The 24,655-nt window shown below is 74.4% G+C and carries 20 protein-coding genes and 1 pseudogene; 9 read left to right on the top strand and 12 right to left on the bottom strand.

The window, feature by feature from the left end; translation table 11 throughout:
- Window positions 1-127: 127 nt before the first annotated feature.
- Window positions 128-865: a DUF1838 family protein gene (locus tag IF02_RS0117790; RefSeq protein ID WP_030158031.1), complete on the bottom strand. Its 738-nt coding sequence runs from the start codon at window positions 863-865 to the stop codon at window positions 128-130.
- Between the two features lie 123 nt (window positions 866-988).
- On the opposite strand from IF02_RS0117790, the gene IF02_RS0117785 reads away from it, so the two are divergent.
- The 7 genes from IF02_RS0117785 to IF02_RS0117755 all read left to right on the top strand — a co-directional run bounded on the left by IF02_RS0117785 (window position 989) and on the right by IF02_RS0117755 (window position 9,738).
- On the top strand, window positions 989-1,984 hold the full coding sequence (locus IF02_RS0117785; RefSeq protein WP_030158030.1) for a DUF1996 domain-containing protein: 996 nt from the start codon (window positions 989-991) through the stop codon (window positions 1,982-1,984).
- A gap of 99 nt (window positions 1,985-2,083) precedes the next feature.
- Complete coding sequence (locus IF02_RS0117780) at window positions 2,084-2,689, top strand: sigma-70 family RNA polymerase sigma factor (RefSeq protein WP_030158028.1); 606 nt, start codon at window positions 2,084-2,086, stop codon at window positions 2,687-2,689.
- On the top strand, window positions 2,686-3,417 hold the full coding sequence (locus IF02_RS0117775) for a zf-HC2 domain-containing protein (RefSeq protein ID WP_030158026.1): 732 nt from the start codon (window positions 2,686-2,688) through the stop codon (window positions 3,415-3,417). The genes IF02_RS0117780 and IF02_RS0117775 overlap by 4 nt, the downstream gene beginning before the upstream one ends.
- 145 nt (window positions 3,418-3,562) lie before the next feature.
- The gene (locus tag IF02_RS0117770) at window positions 3,563-6,934 is read left to right on the top strand and encodes a hypothetical protein (protein ID WP_030158024.1); all 3,372 of its coding nucleotides are present in this window, start codon (window positions 3,563-3,565) and stop codon (window positions 6,932-6,934) included.
- Window positions 6,935-7,063: 129 nt separating this feature from the next.
- The gene (locus IF02_RS0117765; protein ID WP_030158022.1) at window positions 7,064-7,987 is read left to right on the top strand and encodes an ATP-grasp domain-containing protein; all 924 of its coding nucleotides are present in this window, start codon (window positions 7,064-7,066) and stop codon (window positions 7,985-7,987) included.
- Window positions 7,984-8,787, top strand: coding sequence for an ATP-grasp domain-containing protein (locus IF02_RS0117760; protein WP_030158020.1), 804 nt, complete (start codon window positions 7,984-7,986; stop codon window positions 8,785-8,787). The genes IF02_RS0117765 and IF02_RS0117760 overlap by 4 nt, the downstream gene beginning before the upstream one ends.
- Window positions 8,788-8,883: 96 nt before the next feature.
- Window positions 8,884-9,738 (top strand): DMT family transporter, encoded by an 855-nt coding sequence (locus IF02_RS0117755; protein ID WP_030158018.1) that lies wholly within the window; start codon window positions 8,884-8,886, stop codon window positions 9,736-9,738.
- Here the strand turns inward: IF02_RS0117755 and IF02_RS0117750 are convergent.
- The 9 genes and pseudogenes from IF02_RS0117750 to IF02_RS32470 form a co-directional block, all read right to left on the bottom strand.
- The gene (locus IF02_RS0117750; protein ID WP_037836478.1) at window positions 9,735-10,583 is read right to left on the bottom strand and encodes a PaaX family transcriptional regulator C-terminal domain-containing protein; all 849 of its coding nucleotides are present in this window, start codon (window positions 10,581-10,583) and stop codon (window positions 9,735-9,737) included. The two genes, IF02_RS0117755 and IF02_RS0117750, sit on opposite strands and share 4 nt — an antisense overlap.
- Window positions 10,584-10,644: 61 nt before the next feature.
- On the bottom strand, window positions 10,645-11,454 hold the full coding sequence (locus IF02_RS0117745) for an Asp/Glu racemase (RefSeq protein WP_030158013.1): 810 nt from the start codon (window positions 11,452-11,454) through the stop codon (window positions 10,645-10,647).
- 34 nt (window positions 11,455-11,488) lie between these two features.
- Window positions 11,489-12,439 (bottom strand): fumarylacetoacetate hydrolase family protein, encoded by a 951-nt coding sequence (locus IF02_RS0117740; RefSeq protein WP_030158011.1) that lies wholly within the window; start codon window positions 12,437-12,439, stop codon window positions 11,489-11,491.
- A gap of 16 nt (window positions 12,440-12,455) precedes the next feature.
- Window positions 12,456-13,607: a cupin domain-containing protein gene (locus tag IF02_RS0117735; RefSeq protein ID WP_051696298.1), complete on the bottom strand. Its 1,152-nt coding sequence runs from the start codon at window positions 13,605-13,607 to the stop codon at window positions 12,456-12,458.
- Window positions 13,604-14,689, bottom strand: a complete 1,086-nt coding sequence (locus IF02_RS0117730) for a carbon-nitrogen hydrolase family protein (RefSeq protein ID WP_078622145.1) — start codon at window positions 14,687-14,689, stop codon at window positions 13,604-13,606. Before IF02_RS0117730 ends, IF02_RS0117735 begins: the two co-directional genes overlap by 4 nt.
- Before the next feature lie 10 nt (window positions 14,690-14,699).
- On the bottom strand, window positions 14,700-17,006 hold the full coding sequence (locus IF02_RS0117725; protein ID WP_030158005.1) for an FAD-dependent monooxygenase: 2,307 nt from the start codon (window positions 17,004-17,006) through the stop codon (window positions 14,700-14,702).
- A 52-nt stretch (window positions 17,007-17,058) separates the two neighbouring features.
- Window positions 17,059-17,631, bottom strand: coding sequence for an acyl-CoA thioesterase (locus IF02_RS35575; protein WP_420708171.1), 573 nt, complete (start codon window positions 17,629-17,631; stop codon window positions 17,059-17,061).
- A pseudogene (locus IF02_RS0117720) lies at window positions 17,617-19,248 on the bottom strand (AMP-binding protein); the annotation flags it as partial. The gene IF02_RS35575 and the pseudogene IF02_RS0117720, both read right to left, overlap by 15 nt.
- 149 nt (window positions 19,249-19,397) lie before the next feature.
- Window positions 19,398-19,895, bottom strand: coding sequence for an ATP-binding protein (locus IF02_RS32470; protein ID WP_051696297.1), 498 nt, complete (start codon window positions 19,893-19,895; stop codon window positions 19,398-19,400).
- A gap of 253 nt (window positions 19,896-20,148) precedes the next feature.
- On the opposite strand from IF02_RS32470, the gene IF02_RS0117710 reads away from it, so the two are divergent.
- Window positions 20,149-21,111: an alpha/beta hydrolase gene (locus tag IF02_RS0117710; RefSeq protein ID WP_051696296.1), complete on the top strand. Its 963-nt coding sequence runs from the start codon at window positions 20,149-20,151 to the stop codon at window positions 21,109-21,111.
- Window positions 21,112-21,197: 86 nt separating this feature from the next.
- Complete coding sequence (locus tag IF02_RS0117705) at window positions 21,198-21,917, top strand: phosphatase PAP2 family protein (RefSeq protein WP_051696295.1); 720 nt, start codon at window positions 21,198-21,200, stop codon at window positions 21,915-21,917.
- A gap of 83 nt (window positions 21,918-22,000) precedes the next feature.
- Here the strand turns inward: IF02_RS0117705 and IF02_RS0117700 are convergent, their stop codons facing one another.
- A complete protein-coding gene (locus IF02_RS0117700; RefSeq protein ID WP_051696294.1) occupies window positions 22,001-23,032 on the bottom strand; it encodes a LacI family DNA-binding transcriptional regulator in 1,032 nt (343 codons plus the stop codon).
- A 62-nt stretch (window positions 23,033-23,094) separates the two neighbouring features.
- Window positions 23,095-24,630 carry a carboxylesterase/lipase family protein gene (locus IF02_RS0117695; protein WP_030157993.1) on the bottom strand — a complete coding sequence of 512 codons (1,536 nt, stop codon included), beginning with the start codon at window positions 24,628-24,630 and terminating at the stop codon, window positions 23,095-23,097.
- Window positions 24,631-24,655 lie beyond the last annotated feature (25 nt).

The raw sequence follows: 24,655 nt of genomic DNA, 5'->3' as shown, positions 1-24,655 counted from the left end.
CCCGTATCCCGCCCCCCCGAACCCCCCGCCGAGCGCCCCTCCGCGAGGGGTTCGGGCCAACCCGTACCAGACCCCCTGAACCCGGACACCTCCCGGGCGTGTACGACCGGGCCGAGGGCCGCGACCGTCAGGGTCGGGCGTGGTGGGCGCGGAAGTAGGTCCAGCTCGTCTCGTTGGGTTCGGTCCACTTCTCCGGCGCGTGCGCGTACTCCGGGTGGCGGGCCGCGATGTACGCGCGGGTGCGCTCCGGGACCTCGGCGTACGAGCCCAGCTTGCGGCCCCGGCAGTGGAAGGTGAGGCCGCCGGGCCGCTGACCCTGCTCCATCCACGGGAGCCACGGGGACATCCGCGTCCAGGACATGGTGGCGGGGACGCTCGGCTCGTCGGTGGTCAGCACCGTGCCCGGAGCGAAGAACTGGAAGAGCTCCAGGGCCCGGTACGTGTCGTCGGCGGAGTTCAGCGGGTAGTCGGCGACCGGCAGCGGCGACGGATAGGCGAGCGGGATCTCCAGGCTGAAGCAGACCTGGTCCCCGAGCTCGGTCAGGGGGACCGGGAAGGGCCGCAGCCTCAGGTTGGCCGGATCGTTCCAGATGTGGATGACCGGCTTGTCCTCCCAGGTCTCCAGGATCTCCCGGGTCTGCGGATCCAGGAAGAACGCGGCCTCCCTGGTGAGCAGTTGGAAGCCGTCGGTCTCCGGGTCCGGGGCGAGCCGGGCGACGTTGAGGCCCTCGAAGCCGAAGAGGCGCCGGTACGGCTGGTCCGGGGCCCAGGAGTAGATGTCCCCGGACCACCAGTAGGTCACCTCGCCGCCGTCGAGCGAGGCGCGGGTGCGGGCGAACGCGTGCAGGAGCTCAGCGGGTGTCATGCCGGTCACTGTGCGCGGTCCCCCGACGGCTCGGCAAGCGCGCGGGCCACCGGCGGCGGGGCCCTGGCCGGCATACGGGACGTCAGGTTGACGCTGCGGCGCGCAGCGGCAACCGTGACCCGCATGGGGAACGAACGCCGACTGCTCACACTGCTCGTCTGCCTGGTGCTCGGCATCGGGCTGGCGGCCGCCGTGCTGGGCGCCACCCGGGTGGCGGGCCCTGACGGGACCGCGCATTCCGGGATGAACTCCCGCGACTACGTGGACATACAGGACGTACCGCCCGGCCCCCGCGATCCGTCGCCGACCGGACCCGACGCCTCGACGGGCACCGTGACGGTGGACTGCGGGCGCAACGAGGAGCGCCACTACAACGAGGACAACCTCGTGGTGTCGCCGGGGCTGCGCTCGGGCGCCCACCACACCCACGCGTACGTGGGGAACCTGTCCACGGACGCGATGTCGACGGACGCCTCCCTGGCCGCCGCCGCGACCAGCTGCCGCGGCGGCGACCGGTCCACGTACTACTGGCCGGTCCTGCGCCGGACGGACCGGGCGGGCAGCCATCCGCACGAGGGCTCCGCCGGGCACGGCAACACGGGCGAGATCCTGCCCGAGGCGGCGGTCTCCTTGGAGTTCCGCGGCAACCCGGTGGGCAAGGTCGTGCCGATGCCGCGCTTCCTGCGCGCGATGACCGGCGACGCGGTGGGGTACACGGCGGCGAGCGACGCGGACGTACGCGCCCGCTGGGGCTGTTCCGGCTCCCCGGACCGGTTCACCACCCGTTACCCGCGCTGCCCCGCCGGCGAGCGCATCACCCGTACGCTCGTCTTCCCCAGCTGCTGGAACGGGCTGGACACCGAGAGCCCCGGTCACCGCGCGCACCTCGGCTTCCCCGCTGCCAACGGCGTCTGCCCGCAGGGCACGTTCGCCGTGCCCCAGCTGCGCATCTCCCTCGCGTACGAGGTGCCGCCGGGGGTGCCGGTCGCCGTCGACTCCTTCCCCGAGCAGCGGCACAGCCCCAAGACGGACCACGCGATGTTCGTGGACGCCATGACGGACGCGCAGATGGCCGCCGTCGTCGTCTGCCTCAACGAGGGGCGTACCTGCCGCACCTGAGAGCCGCCCGTTCGAAGTGACGGGGGTCACATGAACCGGGCCGCGCCGGGGCGCGTGTTCTGACCGCACCAGATGGGCGAGGAAGACGGAGAGGGTGAGATGGCCGGACCACTGTGGCCCCGTACACGGCGGGGCTCGACCGATGAGGCACTGATCAGGTCGGTGTACGAGGAGCACGGCCACGCCCTGCTCGCGTATGCCACCCGGCTGACCGGAGACCGGGCCACCGCCGAGGACGTCGTCCAGGAGACGCTCATCCGCGCCTGGCGGCATTCCGAGGTGCTGGTCAACGGGAAGGGATCGGTGCGCGGCTGGCTGCTGACGGTGGCCCGCAACATCATCACCGACCGGTACCGGGCCAAGGCGGCCCGCCCCGCGGAGGTTTCCGGGGAGGCGGCCGCTCCCCCGGTGGAGCTGGACCACGCGGACTCCATCGTGGACACGATGACCGTGCTGGGGGCCCTCGACCAGTTGTCCCCGGAGCACCGGGACGTGCTCAAGGAGCTGTACTACCGCCAGCTGAGCGTGGCCGAGGCGGCCGACAGCCTCGGCATCCCGGCGGGCACGGTCAAATCACGCGCGCACTACGCGCTCAAGGCACTGCGCGAGGTGTTCCGCCAAGGCGGGGCCGCGGAGGGCCGGGCGGGCAATCGAATGGGCAGGCCACCCCGGCAGGGTGCTGGACTGCGGGAGGTGGTGGCATGAACCGGCAGCGGCACGAGGAGGAGGAACTGCTCGGCCCGTACATTCTCGGCGTCCTGGACCAGGAAGAGGTCCGCCGGGTCGAGGATCACATGCGCGGCTGCGTTCAATGCCGAGAGGAGGTGACCGCGTTGCGCGAGATGGAAGCGGCGTTGGGCGAGGTGCCTGCGGAGGCCTTCCTCGACGGACCGCCGCAGGGCGGTGACCTGCTGCTCCAGCGCACGCTGCGGCAGGTGCGGAACGAGGCGTCGGGCGAGCGGCGCCGACGATGGGGCATCGCGGGACTGGCCGCCGCGGCCTCGCTGGCCGCCGTGTTCTGGGCCGGGGCGCAGTTGGGCTCGGCGGACGGCACGCCGATCGCCCAGCCGCCGCCGCCCACGCCGTCGGTCTCGGCGCAGCCTTCGCCGCCGCCGGCGGGTACGAAGGTGGCCTCGGCGACCGACCCGCGCACCAGTGCGCGGATGACCGTACAGGTCATGCCCGCGGCCAAGTGGGTCCGGGTGCACGCGGCCGTGGCGGGGATCCCGCCGGGCGAGCGCTGCCTGCTGATCGTGGTCGGGAAGGACGGCAAGCGCACCTCCGCCGGCAGCTGGGTCGTCGGCAGCCAGAACGGCGAGGGCAAGGGCGCGTCGCTGGACGGCTCGGCGGCGGTGGACCCGACCGACGTCAAGGAGGTCGTGGTCGAGAACGAGTCGGGCAAGCGGTTCGTGTCGGTGCCCATGCCGGTGTAACCGCTTCGCCCCGCCGGTGCCACCGGCGGTCTCGTCGCGAACGGAGCCCGGGCGGCCGTACCAACGGCCGCCCGGGCTCCGGGCCGTACGTGACCAGCGCGAAATCCGTTTTCTCGCCGCCTGCCCCGGTCGGCACACTGACCCCATGCCACACTCTGTCGAACACCTGCTCGCCGAACTCGATCCGCTCCCGCACGCCGACCGGCTGAGGTTGCTCGCCACCACCGCCCGCGACCTCGCCCGCACCGGCGAACTGCCCGGCGTCCTGGACGGGCTGGCCGGCCGCGGCCGCTACGAGCGGCGGCTGGCCGCACTGGCGGCGTTCGCGGGGCGGCAGAGCGGGTACCTGGCGCAGCGGCTGGCCGACCCGGACCCGGTGGTGCGCTCCTTCGCCCACCGGGCCGTGCGTACCCTGCCCGTGCCGGACGAGGCGATCGAAGCCGCGTACGACGACGCCTCCGCCGAGATCCGCCGGAAGCTGTCGCTGGCCGTGCTCCGGGGTTCGCGCCCGGCGCTCGCGCAGCGGCTGATACCCGCCTTGCGGGCCCAGTGGGGCGACGGCGAGGCCGCCTCCCTGCTCCCGGCCTGCGGGCCGGAGTTCGTCTCCGCCCTGCTGCCGGAACTGGCCCACGCCGTCACGCACTGGGTCCGGCTGGCCCGCTGCCATCCCGGCCCGGTGCTGGACCAGGCGGCGGCCGAGCTGGCGGAGCTGCCGGAGAACCTGCGCGCCGGTTGGTGGCACCACAGGGCGCCGGGAATCGCCGCGGCCCTGCCCGCCGCGCCGGACCGCGTGCTCGGGATGCTGGAGCGGTACGGGCCCGCCCGGCTGCCCCGGCCCCTGGAGAACCGGGCCGGCGATCTGATCGCCGCGGACGCGGAACGGTTCGTACGCTGGCTGGCCGCCCCCGAACGCGCGGACGGGTACCAGGCGTACCTCCCTCCGCCGTCCCGGCTGCGGCAGCTCGTCCGCGCCGATCCGCCGTCCCTGCCCGACCTCGGCCGCCGCTGGGCTGGGCGTCCCGCCTACCTGGCCGCGCTGCTGAAGGCGCTGCCTCCGGGCCGCCGCGCGGCGTTCCACGACGCGGCCACCGCGCACACCCCCGCTCCCGACGGGATGATCCCCGACGAGGTCCTGGCCCTGCTCCCGCGCGAGTGCCGCCAGGCCGAGGCGCGGCGATGCGCGGACCACGCCCGCCGCGAAGCCCTGCCGACCGAGCGGCTCCTCGAAGCCCTCGCGCACCTTCCGGTCGCCGAGGCCCGGCCCGAACTCCTCGCCGCGACGCGGCTGTCCGATGCCGACACCCGCCGGGCGGCCTGGCCGCGGCTCGTGGAGAACGCGGTCCACGCGCGCGACGCCGAAGCGCTGGGCGAGGTGCTCGAGCTGATGGTGACGCGGCTGCGCAACGACCGCGACCCCGTGCGCGCGGCCGCGCTGTCCGCTCTGGCCGGGGTACCGGTGCCGCTGCTGGCCGCCGAGACCTCGGTCGCCCGCCTGGACCGGATCGCCACCGACGCCGTCGAGGCCCGCGACTGCTCCGGCGAGACGCACTGGGCCCTGGAGCGGCTGGTGTTCGCGGCGCTGGGGGACCCGGCCGCCTCCCCCGCCCTGCTCGGCTGGGCGCTGCGTACCCTCCACGAGCTCACCGCCCGCACCGGCCGCGTCGTGCACCCTCCGTACGGGAGCGTGCTGCCGCCCGGCCGGGCGCAGCGGATCCTCGACGTCCTGCGTCCCTGGCTCGACGTCCGCGCGGCCAAGGGCGAGTACGAGCCGCTGCTCACGTTCGCGAACCACTGGGGCGAGCACGGCCACCGCATGCCGGAGCTCCAGCGGATGCTCGACGAGGCCCGGCAGCGGTGCACCGACGTGTGGTTCCCGCAATTCGCGCGGGTCTGGCTGGCGGATCCGGCGACGCGCGGCGAGCGGGTGGCCGTGCTGCTGGAACAAGAGCCGTCGGCTGTCGCGCTGGAACCCGTGCTGGACGTGCTGTCTGCGCACCGTACGGATCTGCTGGACGGCGTGCTCGCAGCGCGCCCGCCGTACGGCCGGTTCCTGCGGGAGGGAGCGGAGCGGCCGCTCCCCCGGTTCGACCGCGCGGACCGGTGGGTGCCCCGCCAGCAGGAGGAGGCGGCCTGGCTGGCCGAGGTCGCCGTCGGCGACGAGTCCAGGACGGTGCACCAGCGGTCGGAGGTCCTGCGCGGCGCGGCCCGGATCCCCGACCACGGGCTGGAGCTCGTACGGCGGCACGCGCGCTCGGCGGACACGGTGCTCGCGGAGACCGCGCTCGCCGCCTCGGCACGGACGTCGGAGCCGGCCGCGGCCTTGCCCGACCTGCTCGCGCACGCGGGCGACGACCACGCCCGCGTCGCGGTGTACGCCGCGGGGCGGGCCGCGGCCGCGACCGCGCCGATGCGGCTCGCGGAGCTGCTGGACGGGCTGTTGGGCGCGCCGTCGGGGGCCAAGGTGACCAGCCGCAAGGAGGCGGTGCGGCTGACCGCGCGGTTCCTGCCGCCCCGCCGGGCCGCGGCGTTGCTGGCGCGCGTTGCCGGCGACGCCGACAGCCACCCCGATGTGGTGACCGCCGCCGTGAGCCACGCGATCGGGCTCCTGGGGACCGGGGAGGTCTGGAACCTGCTGGAGAGGGCCGCGGCGAGCGGTACCCGGGAAGCCGGGGAGGTGATCGGGCGCACCCCGACGCTCCGGGTGGCGCAGCGGCACCGGCCGCGCTATGCCCGCCTGGTGGCGCTCCTCGCCGCCTCCCCGCACCGGTCCGTGGCCGCTCATGCGGTCACGGCGCTGCCCGACTGGGTCGCCTATGCGCCCGAGGCGGCGGACCCCGTACGGCGGGCCGTCTGCGACCTGGCGTCGGGCCCCGGCTGGAAGTCGGCGGCGACGGCCCTCGAGAAGATCGCCGGCTCGAAGCTGCCGCACCCCGTCGGCGGCGGCGAGCCCGGGAGCCAGTTCCACCGCGCCGTGGAGGAGCTGTTGGACACCGTACGCTCCGGTGACGACCCGGAGGCGGGGGCCGAGCGGGACCTCCCGGCGCTCCAGCGGGTGCGGTTCCTGAGTCAGATCGTCTCGGCGGAGCACGGGGAGCTGCGCGCCGCCCTGGTGCGGCAGCTCGCCGGCGAACCCGCCCTGGCCACGCTCCGCGTGGCGCTGCTGCGGCGCTCGGTCGACCTGCGCGCGGACCTGCCGGAGCTGCGGGCGGCCCTGGACGTCCTCGTCGAGGCCCATGCGGGCCGGCCCGGGCTGGCCGCGGCGACGGCGAACTCGCTGCGCGACGGGAACTGGCACGGCGACCTGGTCCGGGATCCCGCCGTGGTGCTGGAGGCCGTACGCGGGCTCGCGGAGGACGGGGCCGCGGTGGCGGGGTTGTTCGCCGTCGCGCTCACCGCGGCCATGGGCCGGCGCTGCGGCTGGCCGCCGGAGTGGCGTGAGGTGCTGCGGGGGCTGAGGCGGCACACCGAGCAGGAGGTTCGGGACGCGGCACTGGTGGCGTTCACACACGGCGAGTGACCGGCCGGCAGAGCCTCGGCGAAGTCTTCCCCAACCGGACTGATCATCACATTGCGCTCCATGACATCCTGTGACGTCACAACTCGCCGGACGGGATCGGCGGACGTCCGGGGAATATGGGGAAGGTCGATGAGGCTCTGCTTCCTGGTGGAGGAGCACTACCGCCACGACGGCATGCCGAACGAGGTGATCCGGCAGCTGACCGCATGGGGGCACCAGGTGGACGTGGTGCGGCCGGGGGGCTCGTTGCTGCGCATGGGCGAGGTCGTGGCCTCGGGCACGCACGACGCCTGGGTGCTCAAGACCGTCTCCGGCGGCCCCGGGCTGACCCTGCTCGAAGCCGCGGCGGCGGCCGGCATGACCACCGTCAACGACGCCCGCTCGATCCGGGGCGTACGGGACAAGGCGCTGGCCGCCGCCATCGGCCGGACCGGGGGGCTCCCGATGCCGCCCACGTACGCCGTGGCACGGCCGGAGCTGCTGCGGGAGATACCGGGCGCGGAGTACCCGCTCGTCGTCAAGCCCGCGGACGGCAGCTCCGGGCGGGCCGTGCACCTGGTGTCCGCGCCCGGGGAACTCGAAGCGCTGCTCCCGGAACTGGCGGGCGAGCACATGCTCATCGCCCAGCCGTACGTGGCCAACTCGGGCACCGACATCAAGGTGTACGCGGTCGGCGGGGAGCTCTTCGCCACCGAGCGCTGCTCGCCCCTGCACCCGGATCCGGCGGTGCGCGAGCGGCGCGTGCCGCTGTCGGCCGAAGTGGCCGCGATCGCCGCGCAGGTGGGGGCGGTGTACGGGCTCGACCTGTACGGGGTGGACGTGCTGCTCGGTCCGGACGGGCCGGTGGTGGTGGACGTGAACGACTTCCCGAGCTTCCGTCAGGTTCCGGACGCGGCGGCCCGGGTGGGGCGGGCCGTGCTGGGGCTGGCGCGGGCGGGCGGCCAGGCCGCAGCGGCGGCATCGGCGGCAGCGGCTTGTCCTGTGCCGGCTCGCGCACTGCCCCTGTCGATCCCGGCACAGGCGTCCGCCCGGGCCGGCGAGGCCGCGCTGTGAGGATCTGCCTGGTCACGCCGGAGCCCGGCCATCCGCTGCTGGCCGCCGCGACGGCGCTGCTCGAAGCCGCCGGGCACCGGGGGGAATCGCTGGATCCGGACGCGGCGGACGCAGCCCCCGCGGACCTGGCCGACGTATACCTGCTGAAGGCGCGGACGCCGCGGGCGCTGGACCTCGCGCGGGAGCTCGAGCGGCGCGGGGCGCCGGTGCTGAACTCGGCCGCGGCCACCGCGCTCTGCCAGGACCGCACGCGGATGGCGGAGTTGGCCCTGCGCGCCGGTCTGCCGTTCGCGGGCACCCGTACCTACGGCTCCCTCGCGGCCTGGGCGGCCGGCGCAGCACTCGGCGGCCCGCCCCTGGTCGTCAAGAGCCGGCACAGCCGCCGGCACGACCTGGTCGCCCGGGTCGACGACGGGGCCCGGCTGCGCGAGCTCGCCGACGCCTGGCCGCAGGAGCCCGTCGTGGTGCAGGAGTTCGCGCCCAACAACGGCTGGGACCACAAGCTGTGGGCGATCGGGGACCGGGTCTTCGCCGCCCTGCGCCGTTCCGAGCTCGCACCGGAGGGCCGGGGTCCGACCCGGCCGCTCCCCCTCGCCGAACTGCCGCCCGGCTGGGCGGACCTGGTCCGCCGCACCGGCGAGGTGTTCTCGCTCGACGTCTACGGGGTGGACCTCATCGACACCGGCGACGCCGCCCCGCTCATCGTGGACGTCAACGCCTTCCCCGGCATCCGCGGCCAGGCCGGCGCCCCGGAGGCCCTGGCGGCCCTCGCCCTGGACCGGGCGGCCGCCCGTCGCTGATCCCGCCGGGGCGGGCGGGGGACCGGACAGGGGGAATCCGCGCGTCGGGGCGTGTCGGCGGGCCGGGGCCGCCGCGGGCGCCCCGAGGATCGGCGGATGGGCGTCGTACTGCCGGTCCTCTTCGCGCTGTTCGCGGCGCTCAGCAATGCGCTGGCCACCGTGCTCCAGCGGCGGGCGGCGCTCACCGTGCCGCAGAGCAAGGGCTTCCGGTTCGGGCTGGTCCTCGACCTGCTTCGGCGGCCCGTGTGGGTCGTCGGGATCCTGGCCGTGATCGCGGCCGGGGTGGGGCAGGCCGCGGCGCTGGCCACCGGTGCCCTGGTCCTCGTACAGCCGCTGTTCGTGCTGGAGCTGCCGCTCGCGCTGCTGATCGCCTCGCTGGTGGCGCGGCGACGGCTGCCGGGGGCGCTGTGGCTGGCCGTGGCCGGGGTGGTGGCCGGGCTCGGGGTGGCGCTGGCCGCGGCCTCCCCCGCCGGGAACCGGACGCAGGTGCCGGTCGACCGGTGGATCCCGGCCCTCGTGGCGTGCGCGGCCGTCGTCGCGGGCCTGACGGTGGCCGGGCTGCGCCGCCCGCCGGGGCGCGCCCGGGCCGGCTGCCTCGGCGCGGCCACCGCCGTCTGCTACGCGATCACGGCCGCCCTGATGAAGCACTCCGTGTACGTGCTGACCGAGCACGGCATCGTCGGATTCCTGACCGCGTGGCAGACGTACGCCTTCGGGGCGACCGGCATCTGCGCCCTGCTGCTGCTCGAACACGCCATGCAGGGCGGGCCGCTGGTCGCCTCGCAGCCCGCGCTGACGCTGGGCGACGCGAGCGTCAGCGTCGCGCTGGGCGTGGTCCTGTACGAGGAGCACCTGCGGGCGGGCTGGTGGGTGCTGCCCCAACTGCTGGGCGTGGCCCTGATCTGCGGGGGTATCGTCGCCCTGGCCCGGGCCGGGACGGGCGCCCCTTAGCGGGTGTCCGCCCCGGGGGTCTCCTCCTCCAGGCCCGTGATCGCGCGGACGTGGCGCAGGCTCGGGTCCAGCAGGACCGCGTGGAGCTGCTGGAAGAGCTGGCGGGCCGCCACCGCGTTCCAGTCGGCCGGCAGGAGTTCGGTCGGCAGGCCCGGGTCGAGGTACGGGAGGCGGCGCCACTGGGTGAGCAGCGGCACGTAGTGGCGGAAGGCCTCGGCCGGGTCGGGCTCCCCCTCGGCCGCGAGGCGCGCGGCGACGGGGGCGTACGTGTCGGTGAAGGCCGCGTACTGGGTCTGGATCGCCGGGAAGTCCCACCAGTCGCTCACCGTCTGCGCCAGGTCGCTGAAGGCGGCGTAGTCGGCGGCGAACAGGTGCACGTACTCGCTGAGGCCCAGCCGTACGAGCATCGCCCGGGCGTCGTCGAGCAGCCGCCCGGGGGCCAGCCACACACCCGGCGCGATGTTGCCGAAGCCGAGCCAGGTCAGCCGGGTGCGCAGCTGGTAGCGGTGGGAGCGCTCGGACTCCGGTACGGAGAACACCGCCATGGCCCAGCCGTCGGCCAGGTCGGCGGGTTCGAGGCTGGCGAAGATGCGGCGGTCGCCCTCGTCGAAGACGGGGTGCACCGCCGGGCTGAGCCGGTACCCGGTGGCACCCCGGCGCTCCGGTTCCAGTACGCCGCGCTTCTTGAGCCGCGAGATCGCCGACCGCACCGCCGGGCCGTCGACGTCCAGCTCGCCCATCAGCGTGATCAGGTCCGCGATGGAGATCCAGCCGCCGAGGCGGCGCAGGAACGCTCCGTAGACCGTGTTGATCAACGAGCTGGGCCTGAGGGGACTGTCCGACATGATCGCCTTCCGTTGTGCGCGGTCGCGATCATATCCAGCCGCTCCCCCCGCGGCCCTGCCCCTACTGCGGAAGCGGCGGCGGAAGCGGCGTCCGCGGAAGCGGCGTCTGCGCGTACGCGCCGGAGAGCAGATGGCCCGCGCCCGGGGCCACGGCCGGCAGGTCGAGGGCGCGCAGCATCTGGTGGGCGGTGCAGACGGCCGCCGACACCACCGGCTTGCCCAGCAGTTGTTCGGCCTCCTCGATGGCGCCCAGGGAGGGCATCTGCACGCAGGCGGAGAGCACGACCGCGTCGGCGTCCGCGTACTCCAGCGCGCGGGCGAGCCCGGGCAGCTTGGCCGGGTCGTGGGCAGCCACGTCGAGGTTGTCCGGGATTTCGAGGGCCTCGTAGTCGAGGACCTCGATGCCCTCGTACGTGAGGTAGTCCACGACGGTCCGCGTGAGCGGGCGCATGTACGGGGCGAGCAGGGCGATCTTGCGGGCGCCCATGGTGTGCAGTCCGTGGACGAGGGCGCCCGCGCTGGTGACGACGGGTGCGGGGGCGCCGTTCTCGACCGTACGGGTGTGCAGGCGCTGCTCCGAGGTGCGGTGGTAGCCGAGGCCCATGCTCATGATCGCGACCAGGCAGGCGTAGCCGAGCACGTCGACGCGGGCGTCGGAGAGCTCCACCGCACAGCGGTCGGAGTCGGCGTCCATGGCCTTGAGCTGTTCCGGAGTCACATGGGTCATGCGCATCCGGCTGGAGTGGAAGGTGAACCTCTCGTCGGGCAGCAGCGCCTGGCGGGCGCGCAGGATGGCGGGGACCTCGGTCTCCATGGTCACGTTCGAACTCGGCACGATCTGGCCGATGCGGTAGGTGCGGGGCGGCGGCACGGGTACTCCTCGGTGCGTACGGGGTGTGCGGGGATCAGCGGGCGTCGACGACGGGGTTGGCCAGGGTGCCGATGCGCTCGACGGTCGCCTCGACCGTGTCACCCGGAACCAGGAACTCCGGCGGCACCATGCCGGCGCCCACCCCGGACGGCGATCCCGTCGCGATGACGTCGCCGGGCTCCAGGGTCACGCCGGAGCTGATGTCGGCGATGAGGCGGGCGATCGGGAACAGCATGTGCCGGGTGTTCGACTTCTGCTTGGTGACGCCGTTGACGCGCAGCGAGAGGTCGAGGGCCATCGGGTCGGGGATCTCGTCCGCCGTGACGACCACCGGGCCGAAGGGCGCGTAGGAGTCCTGCCCCTTGGAGAAGAACCACTGGCCGGAGCGGCGCTGGTCGCGGGCGCTGATGTCGTTGACGATGCTGAAGCCGAAGACGTGCTCGTACGCGTCCTCCTCGCTCACCCGGAACGCGGTGCGGCCGATGACGACGGCCAGTTCGCACTCCCAGTCGAGCTGCCGGGTGAGGTCGCCGTTGTGCAGGATCGGCGCGCCGGGGCCGGTGACGGCGGTGGCGGGCTTGCTGAACAGGACGGGGCGGGGCGGGAGTTCCTTGTCGGTGTCCAGGCTGCGGCTGGACTCCTCGACGTGCTCGACGTAGTTGAGGCCGACACCGATGATCTTGCCGGGGCGCAGCGGGGCGGCCAGGGTGACCTCCTCGAGCCGGTGAGCGGCCCCGGCCGGGCGGGTGGAGGCGTCGGCGTGGGCGTAGGCCTCGAGGAGGCGGGACGCGGCCTCCTGGGCGGCGGGGCCCGCCTGGACGAAGGAGAGCAGATCGCGCGGGAGGTCCACGCCCGCGTGGTCGGCCAGGACCGCGAGGTCGAGGACGAGGCCGTCGGCCTCGGCGCCGAGGCGCGGGGCGCCGTCGCCGCCGGCGGCGGTGGTGGTGGTGCCGGTGGTCCCGGTGGTGAAGGTGAGCAGACGCATGGTGGGGCTCCTCGAGTCAGGCGGTGGCGGTCGGGGCGGCGGAGGTCGGCGCGGCCGCGGGCATCGGCTGGTGGCCGTCGTTGTCCGGGTAGGCCTCTTCGCGGTGGAAGCCGAGCGAGCGCATGACCGGGAAGTCGTTGAAGGAGAACAGGCAGGCGTCCTCGGAGGCGTCCAGGTTGTGGTGCTCGTGCCAGGCCCAGGACGGGACGCAGAAGATGTCGCCCTGGCGCCATTCGAAGCGCTGCCCGGCGATCACCGAGACCCCGTGCCCCTTGGCCGCCGTGTAGATCACCGAGCCGGTGTGCCGGTGGGCGCGGGTGGCCTGCCCGGGGCGCAGCAGCTGCATGTGGGCGCCCATGGTGGGCATCACCGGGCCGCCCGTGACCGGGTTGGTGTACTCGGCGACGACCCCGTCGTACGGGGAGCCCTCGCTCGCCCTGGCGAGGCCGAGCAGGGCTTCGTACGTCGGCTCCCAGGGGTAGGCGAGCAGCGGCGAGTAGGGCCGGCTCCAGCGCTCGGAGCCGTACGGGAGCAGGTTCGCGGCGTACTGGAGCACGGAGGAGTTGACCACCTTCCCGGGCGTCTGGTGGAGCTCGGGGTGGACCTCGTAGAACCCGGCGTCCAGGGCGTTGACGAGCGGGATGTCGAGGCCGTCCTGCCAGATGACCGGCCCGTCCTCGCCGTCGTTGCCGTGCTCGTGCCAGGTGCCGTTGGGGGTGATCGCGAAGTCGCGCGGGCCGACCTTCAGCTTCTGGCCGTCGACGACGGTCCAGGCGCCGGTGCCCTCGTGGACGAAGCGCAGGGCGGCGGCCTGGTGGCGGTGGGCGGTCATGGCCTCGCCGGGGCCCATGATCTGGAGCCCGGTGTAGAGGAGGCCGGCGGCGGCGCTGACGTCCTTGCGGCCGGGGTTGACGAGCATCACGACGCGGCGGCCCGCGTCGTCGGCCTTGACCAGGCCGAGGGCCTTGTGGACCAGGGGCCGCAGCTCCTCGTAACGCCACAGCACGGGAACGGACTTGGGCTGCGGGTACCAGGGCTCGATGTCGTTGGCGACGGTCCACAGGGCGCCGGCGTCCAGGGCTTCGAGCTCGCCGTAGTACGCGGTGAGCTCGGGGGTGTCGGAAACCCGGGCGCGGCCGAGCATGGTGTCGTCCTGCTCGATGGTCATACGTCCTCCTCAGGCGTGGTGATCCGGGAGCCCGCGGGCGGCGCGGTGAAGGTCACCGGCAGGCGCGGGCGGTTGTCGACTTCGAGGCGGAAGATGTCGAAGCGGTTGTAGTGGCCGGTGATGTCGTGCATCTGCTTGGGCTGGATGCACCGGCCGAGGTCGATCTCGCCGTAGACGATGCCCTCGTCGTCGACGAGCGGTTCGGTGACCGGGCGGCCGTCGGGGCCGAAGATCCCGGACAGGGCGCTGCGGGGCCGCTGGAACAGGGCGCGCAGCTCCTCGTCGTCCCCGGCGAGCAGGTCCACGATCTCCGGGGAGACGGTGGAGCAGGCGACGACGGAGAAGACCTTGCCCTCGAAGCTGTGGGCGGCGGTGCGGACGGCGATGGCGTCGGCCATGTCGTAGTCGGCCGGGGCCACGGGCAGGGCGATGTAGCAGGAGGCGTGGACGAGTTCGCCCTGCGCGAGGAGGGTGAACCGGGCCAGCGTGTTGGTGTTCTCGCCGCAGGCGAGGGCGCCGAGCGGGCCGACGGGGGTGGAGTGGACGCGCAGGGAGCTGCCGTCGCCGCCGGTCCAGGTGAGCTTCTCGGCCCAGGTGGGCACCAGTTTGCGGTGCACGCCGAGGAGTTGGCCGTCGGAACCGATGGTGAGCAGCGTGTTGTAGAGGACGCCGAGGCTGTGCGCGGCGCGCTCGTTGACGCCGATGACGAGGACGACCCCGTACTGGCGGGCCGCCGCGCGCAGGGCGTCGACATAGGGGCCGGGGACGTCGACCGAGGCGCGCTGGAGGCGCTCGAACCAGGGCGAGCCCTGGACGGGGTTCATCGTCCAGTTCCAGTAGGGGTATCCGGGGACGAACACCTCGGGGAAGACGACGAGTTCGGCGCCGTTCGCGGCCGCCTCCGCGATGAGCGCGACGGCCTTGTCGACGGTGGCGGCCGGGTCGAGGTAGACGGGCGAGGCCTGGACCGCCGCCGCCGTGAAGCGGGGCAGGTGGCTCAGGGGCAGGGGCGGGCGGCTCGGGGAGGGGCCGTTCGAAGTAGGGCCGTTCGGAGTCGGGCCGTTCGGGGGCAGGGTCTCCATCGGGGTCTCCTCAGTTGGCCGGCGCGGTGGCGGCGAGGCGCGGGAGCCAGCGCTGGTGCACCGGCGGGGCGGGCTGCCGCAGCAGTTCCAGGCGCGGCGGGACCCGGTCGGTCCGGGCGGCGGGCGGTCTGCCGCTGCCTGCCTGCCAGCCGGGGGCCCAGGGCGCGGCCGGCCCGCGGTAGCCCTGGGCGGCCGCGGCGTGCAGGGTCCAGAGCGGGTCGTGGAGCTGGGCGCGGCCCACCCCGCAGAGGTCGGCCCGGCCGGCCAGGACGATCGAGTTCACGTCGTCGTACGTGGAGATCGCGCCGACGGCGATGGTGGGCACCCCGGTGGCGTTGCGGATCAGGTCGGCGTACGGGGTCTGGTAGCTGCGGCCGTAGCGGGGCCGCTCGTGGGCGACGACCTCGCCGGTGGAGACGTCGATCCCGTCGGCCCCCGCCTCGGCGAGGGCCCGGGCGACGGCCACGGCGTCGGCCTCGCTGATGCCCCCCTCGGCCCAGTCGGCGGCGGACATCCGCACGAGCAGCGCCTTGCCGGCGGGCCACACCTCCCGTACCGCACGCAGCACTTCGAGCGGGAAGCGCAGCCGCCCGGCGAGGGTGCCGCCGTACTCGTCGGTGCGCAGGTTGGTCAGCGGCGAGAGGAACCCGGAGAGCAACTGCCCGTGTCCGTACTGGAGTTCCAGTGCGTCGAAGCCGGCCCGGTCGGCGCGCCGGGCCGCCCGGACGAAGTCCCGTACGACGAGGTCCATATCGGCCGTGGTGGCCTCCCGCGGGACCGGGCTCCGCTCGTCCCAGGCGACGGCAGAGGCGGCGATCGGCGGGGCGTCGCCTCCGGCGGCGGCGCGGCGGCCGGCATGGGTGAGCTGGACGCCGAGGCAGGTGTCGGACTGGCCGTGGACGAAGTCGGTGATCCGCCGCCAGGCGGCCTCCTGTTCGTCGGTGTACAGGCCGGGGCAGCCGGGCGTGGTCCGGCCTTCGGCGCTGACCGCGGTCCTCCCGGCGAGGACCAGCCCGGAGCCGCCGAGGGCCTGGGTGCTCAGGTGGACGAGGTCGAAATCGCCCGGGACGCCGTCCTTCGCCGTACCGAGGGCGGTGGGCGGCACCACGACCCGGTTGCGCAGGAGCAGTCCGCCGAGGGGGAAGGGGGTGAACATCGGCGGCACGGGAGCGGAGGAGTTGACGGCGGCGGCGAACTCCTCGTCGCGCACCCGCAGGTTGTCGTAGGTGACACGGCGGCTGCGGGTCAGCAGGTTGAAGGCGAACTGCGGCGGCTCCTGGTCCACGTAGCGGCCGATGTTCTCGAACCATTCGAGGCTGGCCTGGGCGGCGCGCTGGGTGGATTCCACCACCGGGCGGCGCTCGTCCTCGTACGCGGCGAGCGCGCCGGGCACGTCCGGGTGCTCGTGCAGGCAGGCGGCCAGGGCGAGGGCGTCCTCCATGGCCAGCTTGGTGCCGGAGCCGATGGAGAAGTGGGCGGTGTGGGCGGCGTCCCCGAGCAGGACCACGTTCTCGTGGCGCCAGGTGCGGTTGCGCACGGTGGTGAAGCGCAGCCACTTGGAGTTGTTGGGGAGGAGCCGGTGCCCGTCGAGGTGATCGGCGAGCAGCTCCTCGCAGCGGCCGATGCTGTCGAGGTCGCTGGTGCCGGGCGGGTGGTCGCGGTCCGCGAACTGCGCGAAGCCGGCGCGCCGCCAGGCGGCCTCGTCCATCTCCACGATGAAGGTGGAGCGGGTGTCGTCGTAGGGGTAGGCGTGCACCTGGAGGGTGCCGAAGTCCCGCTCCTCGACGAGGAAGGTGAAGGCTTCGAAGACCTTGTCCGTGCCGAGCCACATGTAGCGGCCGGAGCGTTCGTCCAGGTCGGGCCCGAAGGTGTCCGCGTAGGCGGCGCGGGTGGCGGACCGTACGCCGTCGCAGGCGACGACGAGGTCGTACGAGGCCGCCAGCTCGGCGGCGGGCGGGGACTGCGTGCGGTAGCGGACGTCCACGGCGAGCGCGGCACAGCGCTCCTGGAGGATCCGCAGGAGCTGCCGGCGGCCGAGGGCGGCGAAGCCGTGGCCGCCGGAGGTGAGGGTCCGGCTCCGGTAGGTGACGTCGATGTCGCTCCAGCGGGCGAACTCCGCCGACATGGCCGCGTAGATCTCGGGATCGGCCTGCGCGATGCCGTCGAGGGTCTCGTCGGAGAAGACGACCCCGAAGCCGAACGTGTCGTCGGGGGCGTTCCGCTCCCAGACGGTGACGTCCCAGTGGGGGGAGAGCTGCTTGGCCAGGGCCGCGAAGTACAGCCCGCCGGGCCCTCCTCCGATGACTGCTACGCGCACGGCGTACCTCCTCGTGGTTCCGGAACAACATATGGCGCAGATTTGGCGACCGTCAACAATGCTCGACATCTCTCGTGGGGAGGGTGAGGAGTTCGGGCGCCTGCGGGCCCGATTTCGTCAGGACCTCGCGCACGTCGGCGGGCCAGGGGGTGGTCCCGGTCGCGCGGGCGGCGGAGTGGGCGATGACCATGCGCCCGGTGGCGGCTTCGGCGCCCTCCTCGCCCTGGACCGTGAACACGTACGTCAGGGAGCTGGAGCCGACCTTGGCGACGCTCAGCTCGATCCGCACGGCCTCGCCGAACCAGAGGCGGGCGCGGTAGTCGGCCTCGAAGTGGACGCGCGGGGTGCTGCCGAAGAGGTGCGCGAGGCCCAGGCGGCGCAGCAGTACGGCCTCGGCGGCTTCGACCCAGCGCACGACGGTGGAGTGGTGGTAGTGGCCGGCGGCGTCCGTGTCGGGCCATTCGACACGGCGCTCGATGACCACGCTGGGCAGGTGCGGGACGAGGGCCTCGGGGCATCCGGCGGCGCAGCCGGCGTCGGCCTCGACGGGGGTGGCCGGGGCCGGGACCAAGGCCGGGGCCGGCTTGGCCCGGACCGGAGCGGAGGCCCGGGCCCACTCGCGCAGTTCGCCGCGCTGGAGCTTCCCGTTGCCGGTGCGCGGGAGCCGCGGGACGAACTCCACGGCACGGGGGTACTTGTAGGGGGCGATGGCCCCCTTGACGTAGGCCTGGAGCTCCCGGGCCGTCGCCTCGTCCGCCGGGACCCCGGCGCCGAGCACCACGTACGCCTTGACCAGCATGCCGCGCCGCTCGTCGGGCGCGCCGACGACCCCGCACTCCTCGACGTACGGATGGGCGGCGAGGGCCTTCTCGACCTCCGGGCCCGCGATGTTGTAGCCCGAGGAGACGATCATGTCGTCGCTGCGGGCGACGTACCAGAAGTACCCGTCCGCATCGCGGACGTAGGTGTCGCCGGTGATGTTCCAGCCGTTCCTGACGTACGCCGTCTGGCGCGGATCGGCGAGGTAGCGACAGCCGGTGGGGCCGGTGACCGCCAGCAGGCCGGGCCGTCCGTCGGGGACGGGCTCGCCGTACTGGTCCACCACGGCGGCGCGGTACCCGGGCACGGGCCGGCCGGTGGCGCCGGGCCGGATGTCCTCGTCGGCCGCGGAGATGAAGACGTGCAGCATCTCGGTGGCGCCGATGCCGTCGATGATGCGCAGCCCGGTGGCGGCGTGGAACTCCTCCCACACGGCGGCGGGCAGCGCCTCTCCGGCGGACACGCAGCGGCGCAGTCCCGCCAGTCGGCCCACCGCGCCGGCCGCCATGATCGCGCGATAGGCGGTGGGCGCGGTGAACAGGACGGTCACGCCGTGCTCGGCGACCAGGTCGGCCAGTTGCTCCGGGGTCGCCTGCTCGATCAGCAGGGTCGCGGCCCCGACGTGCAGCGGGAAGACCACGAGCCCGCCGAGCCCGAAGGTGAAGGCGAGCGGCGGCGTACCCGTGAAGACGTCGTCGGGACGGGGCTTCAGGACGTGCCGCGAGAAGGTGTCCGCGTTGGCGAGGACGTCGCGGTGGAAGTGCAGCGTCGCCTTGGGCCGCCCGGTCGTACCGGAGGTGAAGGCGATCAGCGCCACGTCGTCCGCGGCGGTGGGGACGGTGGCGAACACGCCGCTCTTGGCCGCGCAGCGCGCGGTCAGGTCCATGACGCCGGGGCCGCCGTACGCGAGGACCGGGAGGCCGGCGGGGTCCTGGGCGTCGGCGGTGGCGGTGGCGGCCGCGGCGAGCTCGTCGACGTAACGGTGGTCGCAGAGGGCGACGGTGGGACGGCTGATTTCGCAGAGCTCGGCGAGTTCGGCGGCGCGCAGCAGCGGCATCGTCGTGACGGCGACCCCGCCCGCCTTGAGGACGCCGAACCAGGCGGCCACGAGCCAGGGGTTGTTGGGGCCGCGCAACAGGACGCGGTTGCCGGGTACGAGACCGAAGTCCTCGGTGAGCACCTGCGCGACCTGGTTGGCGCGCTGCTGGAGCTCGCCGTACGTCCAGCGCCCGGTCGGGGTGAGGAGACACGGGCGGTCGGGGCCCCAGCGCTCGACGGCTTCGTCGAGCAGGCGTGCGGCGCAGTTGAGGCGGTCCGGGTAGTCCAGTTCGGGGAGGTCGAAGTGGAGTTCGGGCCAGAGGGGGAAGGCCGGCAGCCGGTCTCGACAGAAGGAGTCGGCGTGGGCGGAAGGGGAGAGCTCCATGGGGCGGCACCTCAATCAGGGAGCAGCGGGGGAGATGCATGGAAGTTATCTCGATAATTTTGCGTCCGTCAACATTCCTCGATATTTCGATGCCGCCGGGCCACCCCCGACCACCGCTCGGACCGACTCCGGGACATCCACGGACGGCCTCAGGAGGCGGGCAGGAACACCCGCACGGTCGTGCCGAACTCGCCTGCGGAAAAGGAGAGTTCGCCGCCCGCCTCGGCCGCGAGCAGCTGGACGATCAGCAGTCCGCGGCCGCTCTCGGCGTCCGGGTCGACCTCCTCGGCGAGGCGGGGCGGCCGGGGCGGCCGGACCACCTGATCGGCGACCTCCAGCCGCAGCCACCCCCCGTCGAAGGCCAGCCCGACCCGCATCCGGCCGCCCGCGGCGGCGTGCTGGACGACATTGCCGGCGAGCTCGCTCACGGCCAGCAGCAGGACGTCCGCCACCTCGGCGGAGACCGGCCAGCCCGCCAGGACGGCCCGGACGCGGGTGCGCAGCAGCGGGACGGCGGCCGGGGCGGGCTCGGCCACCCAGTGGGCGGAGCCCCGGACGCGGAGTGACGCCGGGGCGCCGGGGGTCGCGGCGCTCGCGGTGGCGCCTGCGGCACCCGCTTCGGCGGGGAGGGTGGCGGTGGTGAGCATGTCGTGCTCCCGGAGGGGGAAGGCGACGCCGCTGCGAGTGGCTCGTGTAACTACCTGGGAACTCAGATGCCCCGTGGGCTTGTGGTCAGCAGAAACGCGTCGCTAGAGTTGTGATTACACGTGTAACACGCTAAGCCTCCCCCGGTGCCCGCGCAAGCATTTCGGACAAACGTTACGAAGCCCGGACCGCCGCACCGCCCGCACCGGACCCGCCGGCCGCCGAGGCCGCACACCGAATTTGGGAAGAGCCTCAATGACGCAATCCCCCCCGGTCGAGTTCGACACCGCCGACATGACCTGGCCGCCCCCGCCGTACCAGCAGCCCGTCGCGCCCGTGACCGGCGCGGACGGCGTCCGCCGCTTCGACGGGATCACGTACGCGACCACCCCCGGCTACCGCCCCCGCCTCCTCGACGTACAGCTCCCCCCGGGCGAGGGCCCCTTCCCGGCGGTCGTCTGGATCCACGGCGGCGGCTGGCTGGACGGCGACCGCCGCTACCCGCCGCCGACCGTGCCCGCCGCCCTGCTGCACGGTGCGGTCCTGGGCGCCGGGCTCGCGCTCGTCTCCATCGACTACCGGCACAGCCTCGAAGCCCCCTTCCCGGCCCAGTTGCACGACGTCAAGGCCGCGATCCGCTACGTGCGGCAGTTCGCCCCGACCCTCGGCATCGACCCGGACCGGATCGGCGTCTGGGGCGAGTCGGCGGGCGGCCACCTGGCCGCGCTCGCCGGCCTCGTCCGCCCCGGCAGCACGGACGCCGAGACCCTGGCGGCGCTGGAGGGCTCCCATGGCGTCGGCTCCGGCGACACCGGCGTCCTGGCCGTCGTGGACTGGTACGGGGTCCACGACCTCGTCGCCCTGGTCGGACACCCGCTGCCGATGCCGACCGGCGCCGAGTTCCCCAACCCGTACGAGGCCCTGCTGGGCGTTCCCGTGGCCGAGCAGGCGGAGCCGGCCCGGGCCGCGAGCCCGGTCACGTACGCCGTCCCCGGCTCGAACCCGCCGCCGTTCCTGCTGGTGCACGGGACCGCGGACGGGCTCGTGCCCTACAGCCAGAGCGAGACCCTCGCCGAGGCGCTGACGGGCGCGGGCGGCGAGGTGACGCTGCACCCCGTGGCGGACGCCGACCACATCTTCCTCGGCTCCACGGACATCCCCGCGATCGTCGCGCAGAGCGTGGCGTTCCTGGCCCGCCACCTGGGCGCGGGGGTCTGACCCCGGCCCGCACACCGCTTCGCAGACCAGTCCCACCGTGGGGGCGCGGCCCGGCCGCGCCCCCACGCGTACGTCGAAAGGCAGTCATGTCCCGGCACACACTCACCGCGCCGCGCGCCACCGCGGCCGGGCCGGAGGCGGCAGACCCGCGCCGCCGCCCCGGCACCCTGCTCCTGGCCGCTCTGCTGCTCGGCTTCGCCGCAGCGCTGGCCCTCACCGTCCGCACGGACGTCGCGAACCCGCCGTTCCAGGGCGCGGACGAGCGGTGGCTGGAGTGGATGGGCGGCCCGCACGAGGGGCTGCCCGCGGCGGTCGCGGCCGTCCTCAACTGGTTCGGCGGGCCGCTGGGCGTCGTCGTACCGCTCGCGCTGCTGGGCTTCCTGCTCGTCCGCAGGCGCTGGGTTTCGGCGGGTTTCCTGCTCGGCGTCTACCTGCTGGGCAGCATGCTGGTGGTGCAGGGGCTCAAGCACCTGGTGGACCGCCCGCGCCCGGCGAACCCTATGGTCCGCGTCGACCACGGCTCGTTCCCGTCGGGCCATGCGGCAGGGGCGGCCCTGCTCGTCGTCCTGGTCGGCGTCCTGCTGGTGCCGGCCGCCCGGCGGCGGGCCTGGTGGGCCGGCGGCGCGGTGTTCACGCTGGCCATGATGTGGAGCCGCACCTGGCTGCACGCCCACTGGCTGAGCGACACGGTGGCGGGTGCGGCGGCCGGGGCCGGGGCCGCGCTGCTGGCGTGGTGGGCCTTCTCCCCCGCCCTCGCCCGGGAGCACGGCGGACGGGCCCGATCGGCCCCCGCGGAGACCCGATAGGCGGATCGCAGGGGAGGCTCGGCCGCCAAGGTGCCCGGAACGGGGCTCGACCGCCGTCGGGGGGCGGCGGTCGGGCGGGCCCCTCAGGAGGTGGCGCGGTGCACGAGGACGGCCTCCATGGCGGGGACCGGGGGCGTCGTCCCCGTCTCGATCAGCTCGTGCACGGCGTCGGCGACCCGCGCCGCCGAGGGCAGGTCAAGGCGGACCGTGGTCAGGGCCGGCTGCTGGAGGGCGGAGAGGACAAGGTCGTCGGAGCCGACGATCGCGACCTCGTCCGGTACCGCGATGCCCTCGGCCCGGAGGGCGTGCAGCAGCAGCGCCGCGTACTCGTCGTTGTACGCGAAGACGGCGTCCAGACCCAGGCTCCGCCAGCGCCGGGCGAGGGCGGTCGCGGACTCCCGGGTGTACGCGAGCTCCACCGGGGTCACCGTCGCCATGTGCCGGGCGGCCACCGACTCGGCTCCGGCGAGGCGCGGCCGGGCAAGGGCGCCGAGGCCGCGTTCCCCGGGCAGGACCACGCCGATCCGCTTCCGGCCCGTGGCGATGAGGTGCTCGGCGGCGGTGGCGCCGATGTCGGCGTGGTCGAAGCCGACGGTGTGGACGCCCGCCACCGGGCGGGCGGCGAACGCGAGCAGGCCGCGCACCCCGGCGCGGCTCAGGAGTTCGGCGGCCTGGGCGGTGAAGCGGTCGCCGTCGAGGGCGATGACGGCGGCCGGGCGCAGCTCGGCCCAGGCGCGGGCCGCGTCGAGGGGGTCGGCGAAGCGGCCCGCGTGCAGGACGGCCGTGTAGCCGTGCCGGTCGAGCTCGCTGTGCAGGTCGTCGACCCAGTCGCTGACGAGCCGGCCGATCGCGGAGATCGAGGCGGGCATCAGGACGAGGTTGCTGCGCCCTGCGCGCAGGGACCGGGCCGCGGCGTGGGGTACGTAGCCGAGCTGCCGGGCCGCGTCGAGTACGCGGGTGCGCGTGCTCGCGCTGACGCGGTGGCCGGGGGTGTCGTTCAGCACGAACGACACGGTGGCGCGTGACACCCCGGCCAGCCGGGCCACGTCCGCGCTGGTGATCGACACGGGCGACGCGGGACCGCTCGTCTCCCTGGCCTTGGGCTCCCTGGGCATGGTCCTCGGTGCTCCCTCGGGTCGGCCGTCATCGGCTTTCTCCCCAGGTTACACGAGTTAGATCATTGCGCCTTCCGGGTTTCGTGCAGGCGGCGGGAGGCCCCGGCGAGGTCGTCGAGGGCGGTGACCGCCGAGTCGAAGCGCATCGTGGTCCGCGTCCGCGCGTCGTACGGCTCCCACCGCGGCATGCCGGGGTGGTTCGGGTCGCCGGTGCGGACGAACGCGATCCACGCCCGGTGCATGGTGCGGGCGAGCCCGTCGCGTACGCCGGGGTTGAGCCCTGCGAGGAAGGGCGCGTGCGACCACTGCTCGAAGTTGTCGAAGACGAAGGGGAGTTCGAGGCAGTGCGCGGCGCCGAGCCGGCCCTCGTACGCGGCCGCCTGGAGGTCGAACTGGTAGGCCCAGACGGGGTGCTCCGAGTCGGCCCGCGCCTCGGCCAGCCCGACGGACGGGACGCGGAAGAGCTCGTCCGAGATGAGGTCCATGAGGACGTCGGCCGGGCGGGCGCCGGGACGGGCCGCCTCGTACGCAGCGTAGACCCCGGGGGCGGCCTCGGCCCCGAAGGTCTCCGCGATCCGGTCGGTCACCTGCTCCCTGGTGGCGGCGGCGTACCCCTCGTCCAGGGCGAAGCCGAAGTTGGCCTCCTCCCGGGTCCAGCCGATCATGACGTCGACTCCGGCCGCGGCCCCGTGGAGCAGGGCCTCGACCGGGTGGCGCCCGAGGGTGACCCCGTCGACGACGGGCAGGAAGGGCGTCGGCCAGTAGCCCCAGCGCGTCGTGCGGGCGAACAGGCCGCCGGTCGCGCCGATGAGGGCCGGCCAGGGCAGGGCGCGCAGCTCCTGCGCGGTCTCGGCGCCGGCCAGCTCCCGGAAGGCGGCGGTGCGCTCGCGGTAGGTGTCGCGGTCGGGGAGGTCCAGCCCGAAGGGCGGGCTCTGGAGGATCACCCGGCGGATCAGGCCCTCGGCCAGCGGGTGCCCGGCGAGGGCGGCGGTGGAGACGGCGCCGCCGGACTGGCCGGCGACGGTGATGTCGTCCGGGTCGCCGCCGAAGGAGGCGATGTTCTCCCGCACCCAGTGCAGGGCGGCGAGCTGGTCGGAGAGCCAGGGGTTGGCCGCCTCGTCGTCCTCGTCCGGGGAGAAGTAACCGAGCGGTCCGATGCGGTAGTTGATGCCGACGAACACCAGGTCGCCGTCGCGCGCGAAGGCCGCGCCGCCGTAGCCGGGCAGCGAGCCCGATCCGGAGACGAAGCCGCCGCCGTGGATCCACACCAGCACCGGGCGGCGGGCGTCGTCGGCCGCGGGCGTCCAGACGTTGAGCGTGAGGCAGTCCTCGTCGAAGGGGGGCGACCCGTGGCCGCCGAGGACCGGGTCGCCGCCCTCCCTGTACATCTGCGGGGCGCTGGGGCCGTCGGCGCTCGCCTCGCGCGTGCCGCTCCAGCCGGGGTGCGGCCGGGCGGGCCGCCAGCGCAGGTCGCCGACCGGCGGTGCGGCGTACGGGACGGCCCGGAAGACGGCGAGCCCGTCTTCGAAGGCCCCGCGCAGCCGCCCTGCGGGGAGGTCGACCACGGGCGGCGGAGTGCGGTGCTCGGTGTGTGCCATGGGGCCCTTCCTTCGTCGTTCCGGG

This window comes from Streptomyces sp. NRRL S-244, from assembly GCF_000717915.1.
Lineage (GTDB): Bacteria > Actinomycetota > Actinomycetes > Streptomycetales > Streptomycetaceae > Streptomyces.
The sequence above is the reverse complement of the archived record's forward strand: the minus strand, read 5'-3'. Positions and strand labels throughout refer to the sequence as shown.

What these genes read in the sequence shown, in the direction of transcription:
- IF02_RS32470 (WP_051696297.1), bottom strand. Translation starts at nt 19,895, where the DNA reads ATGCTCACCACCGCCACCCTCCCCGCCGAAGCGGGTGCCGCAGGCGCC.
- IF02_RS0117785 (WP_030158030.1), top strand. Translation starts at nt 989, where the DNA reads ATGGGGAACGAACGCCGACTGCTCACACTGCTCGTCTGCCTGGTGCTC.
- IF02_RS0117790 (WP_030158031.1), bottom strand. Translation starts at nt 865, where the DNA reads ATGACACCCGCTGAGCTCCTGCACGCGTTCGCCCGCACCCGCGCCTCG.
- IF02_RS0117770 (WP_030158024.1), top strand. Translation starts at nt 3,563, where the DNA reads ATGCCACACTCTGTCGAACACCTGCTCGCCGAACTCGATCCGCTCCCG.
- IF02_RS0117750 (WP_037836478.1), bottom strand. Translation starts at nt 10,583, where the DNA reads ATGTCGGACAGTCCCCTCAGGCCCAGCTCGTTGATCAACACGGTCTAC.
- IF02_RS0117780 (WP_030158028.1), top strand. Translation starts at nt 2,084, where the DNA reads ATGGCCGGACCACTGTGGCCCCGTACACGGCGGGGCTCGACCGATGAG.
- IF02_RS0117755 (WP_030158018.1), top strand. Translation starts at nt 8,884, where the DNA reads ATGGGCGTCGTACTGCCGGTCCTCTTCGCGCTGTTCGCGGCGCTCAGC.
- IF02_RS0117775 (WP_030158026.1), top strand. Translation starts at nt 2,686, where the DNA reads ATGAACCGGCAGCGGCACGAGGAGGAGGAACTGCTCGGCCCGTACATT.
- IF02_RS0117735 (WP_051696298.1), bottom strand. Translation starts at nt 13,607, where the DNA reads ATGACCATCGAGCAGGACGACACCATGCTCGGCCGCGCCCGGGTTTCC.
- IF02_RS0117730 (WP_078622145.1), bottom strand. Translation starts at nt 14,689, where the DNA reads ATGGAGACCCTGCCCCCGAACGGCCCGACTCCGAACGGCCCTACTTCG.
- IF02_RS0117695 (WP_030157993.1), bottom strand. Translation starts at nt 24,630, where the DNA reads ATGGCACACACCGAGCACCGCACTCCGCCGCCCGTGGTCGACCTCCCC.
- IF02_RS0117710 (WP_051696296.1), top strand. Translation starts at nt 20,149, where the DNA reads ATGACGCAATCCCCCCCGGTCGAGTTCGACACCGCCGACATGACCTGG.
- IF02_RS0117765 (WP_030158022.1), top strand. Translation starts at nt 7,064, where the DNA reads ATGAGGCTCTGCTTCCTGGTGGAGGAGCACTACCGCCACGACGGCATG.
- IF02_RS0117700 (WP_051696294.1), bottom strand. Translation starts at nt 23,032, where the DNA reads ATGCCCAGGGAGCCCAAGGCCAGGGAGACGAGCGGTCCCGCGTCGCCC.
- IF02_RS0117705 (WP_051696295.1), top strand. Translation starts at nt 21,198, where the DNA reads ATGTCCCGGCACACACTCACCGCGCCGCGCGCCACCGCGGCCGGGCCG.
- IF02_RS0117740 (WP_030158011.1), bottom strand. Translation starts at nt 12,439, where the DNA reads ATGCGTCTGCTCACCTTCACCACCGGGACCACCGGCACCACCACCACC.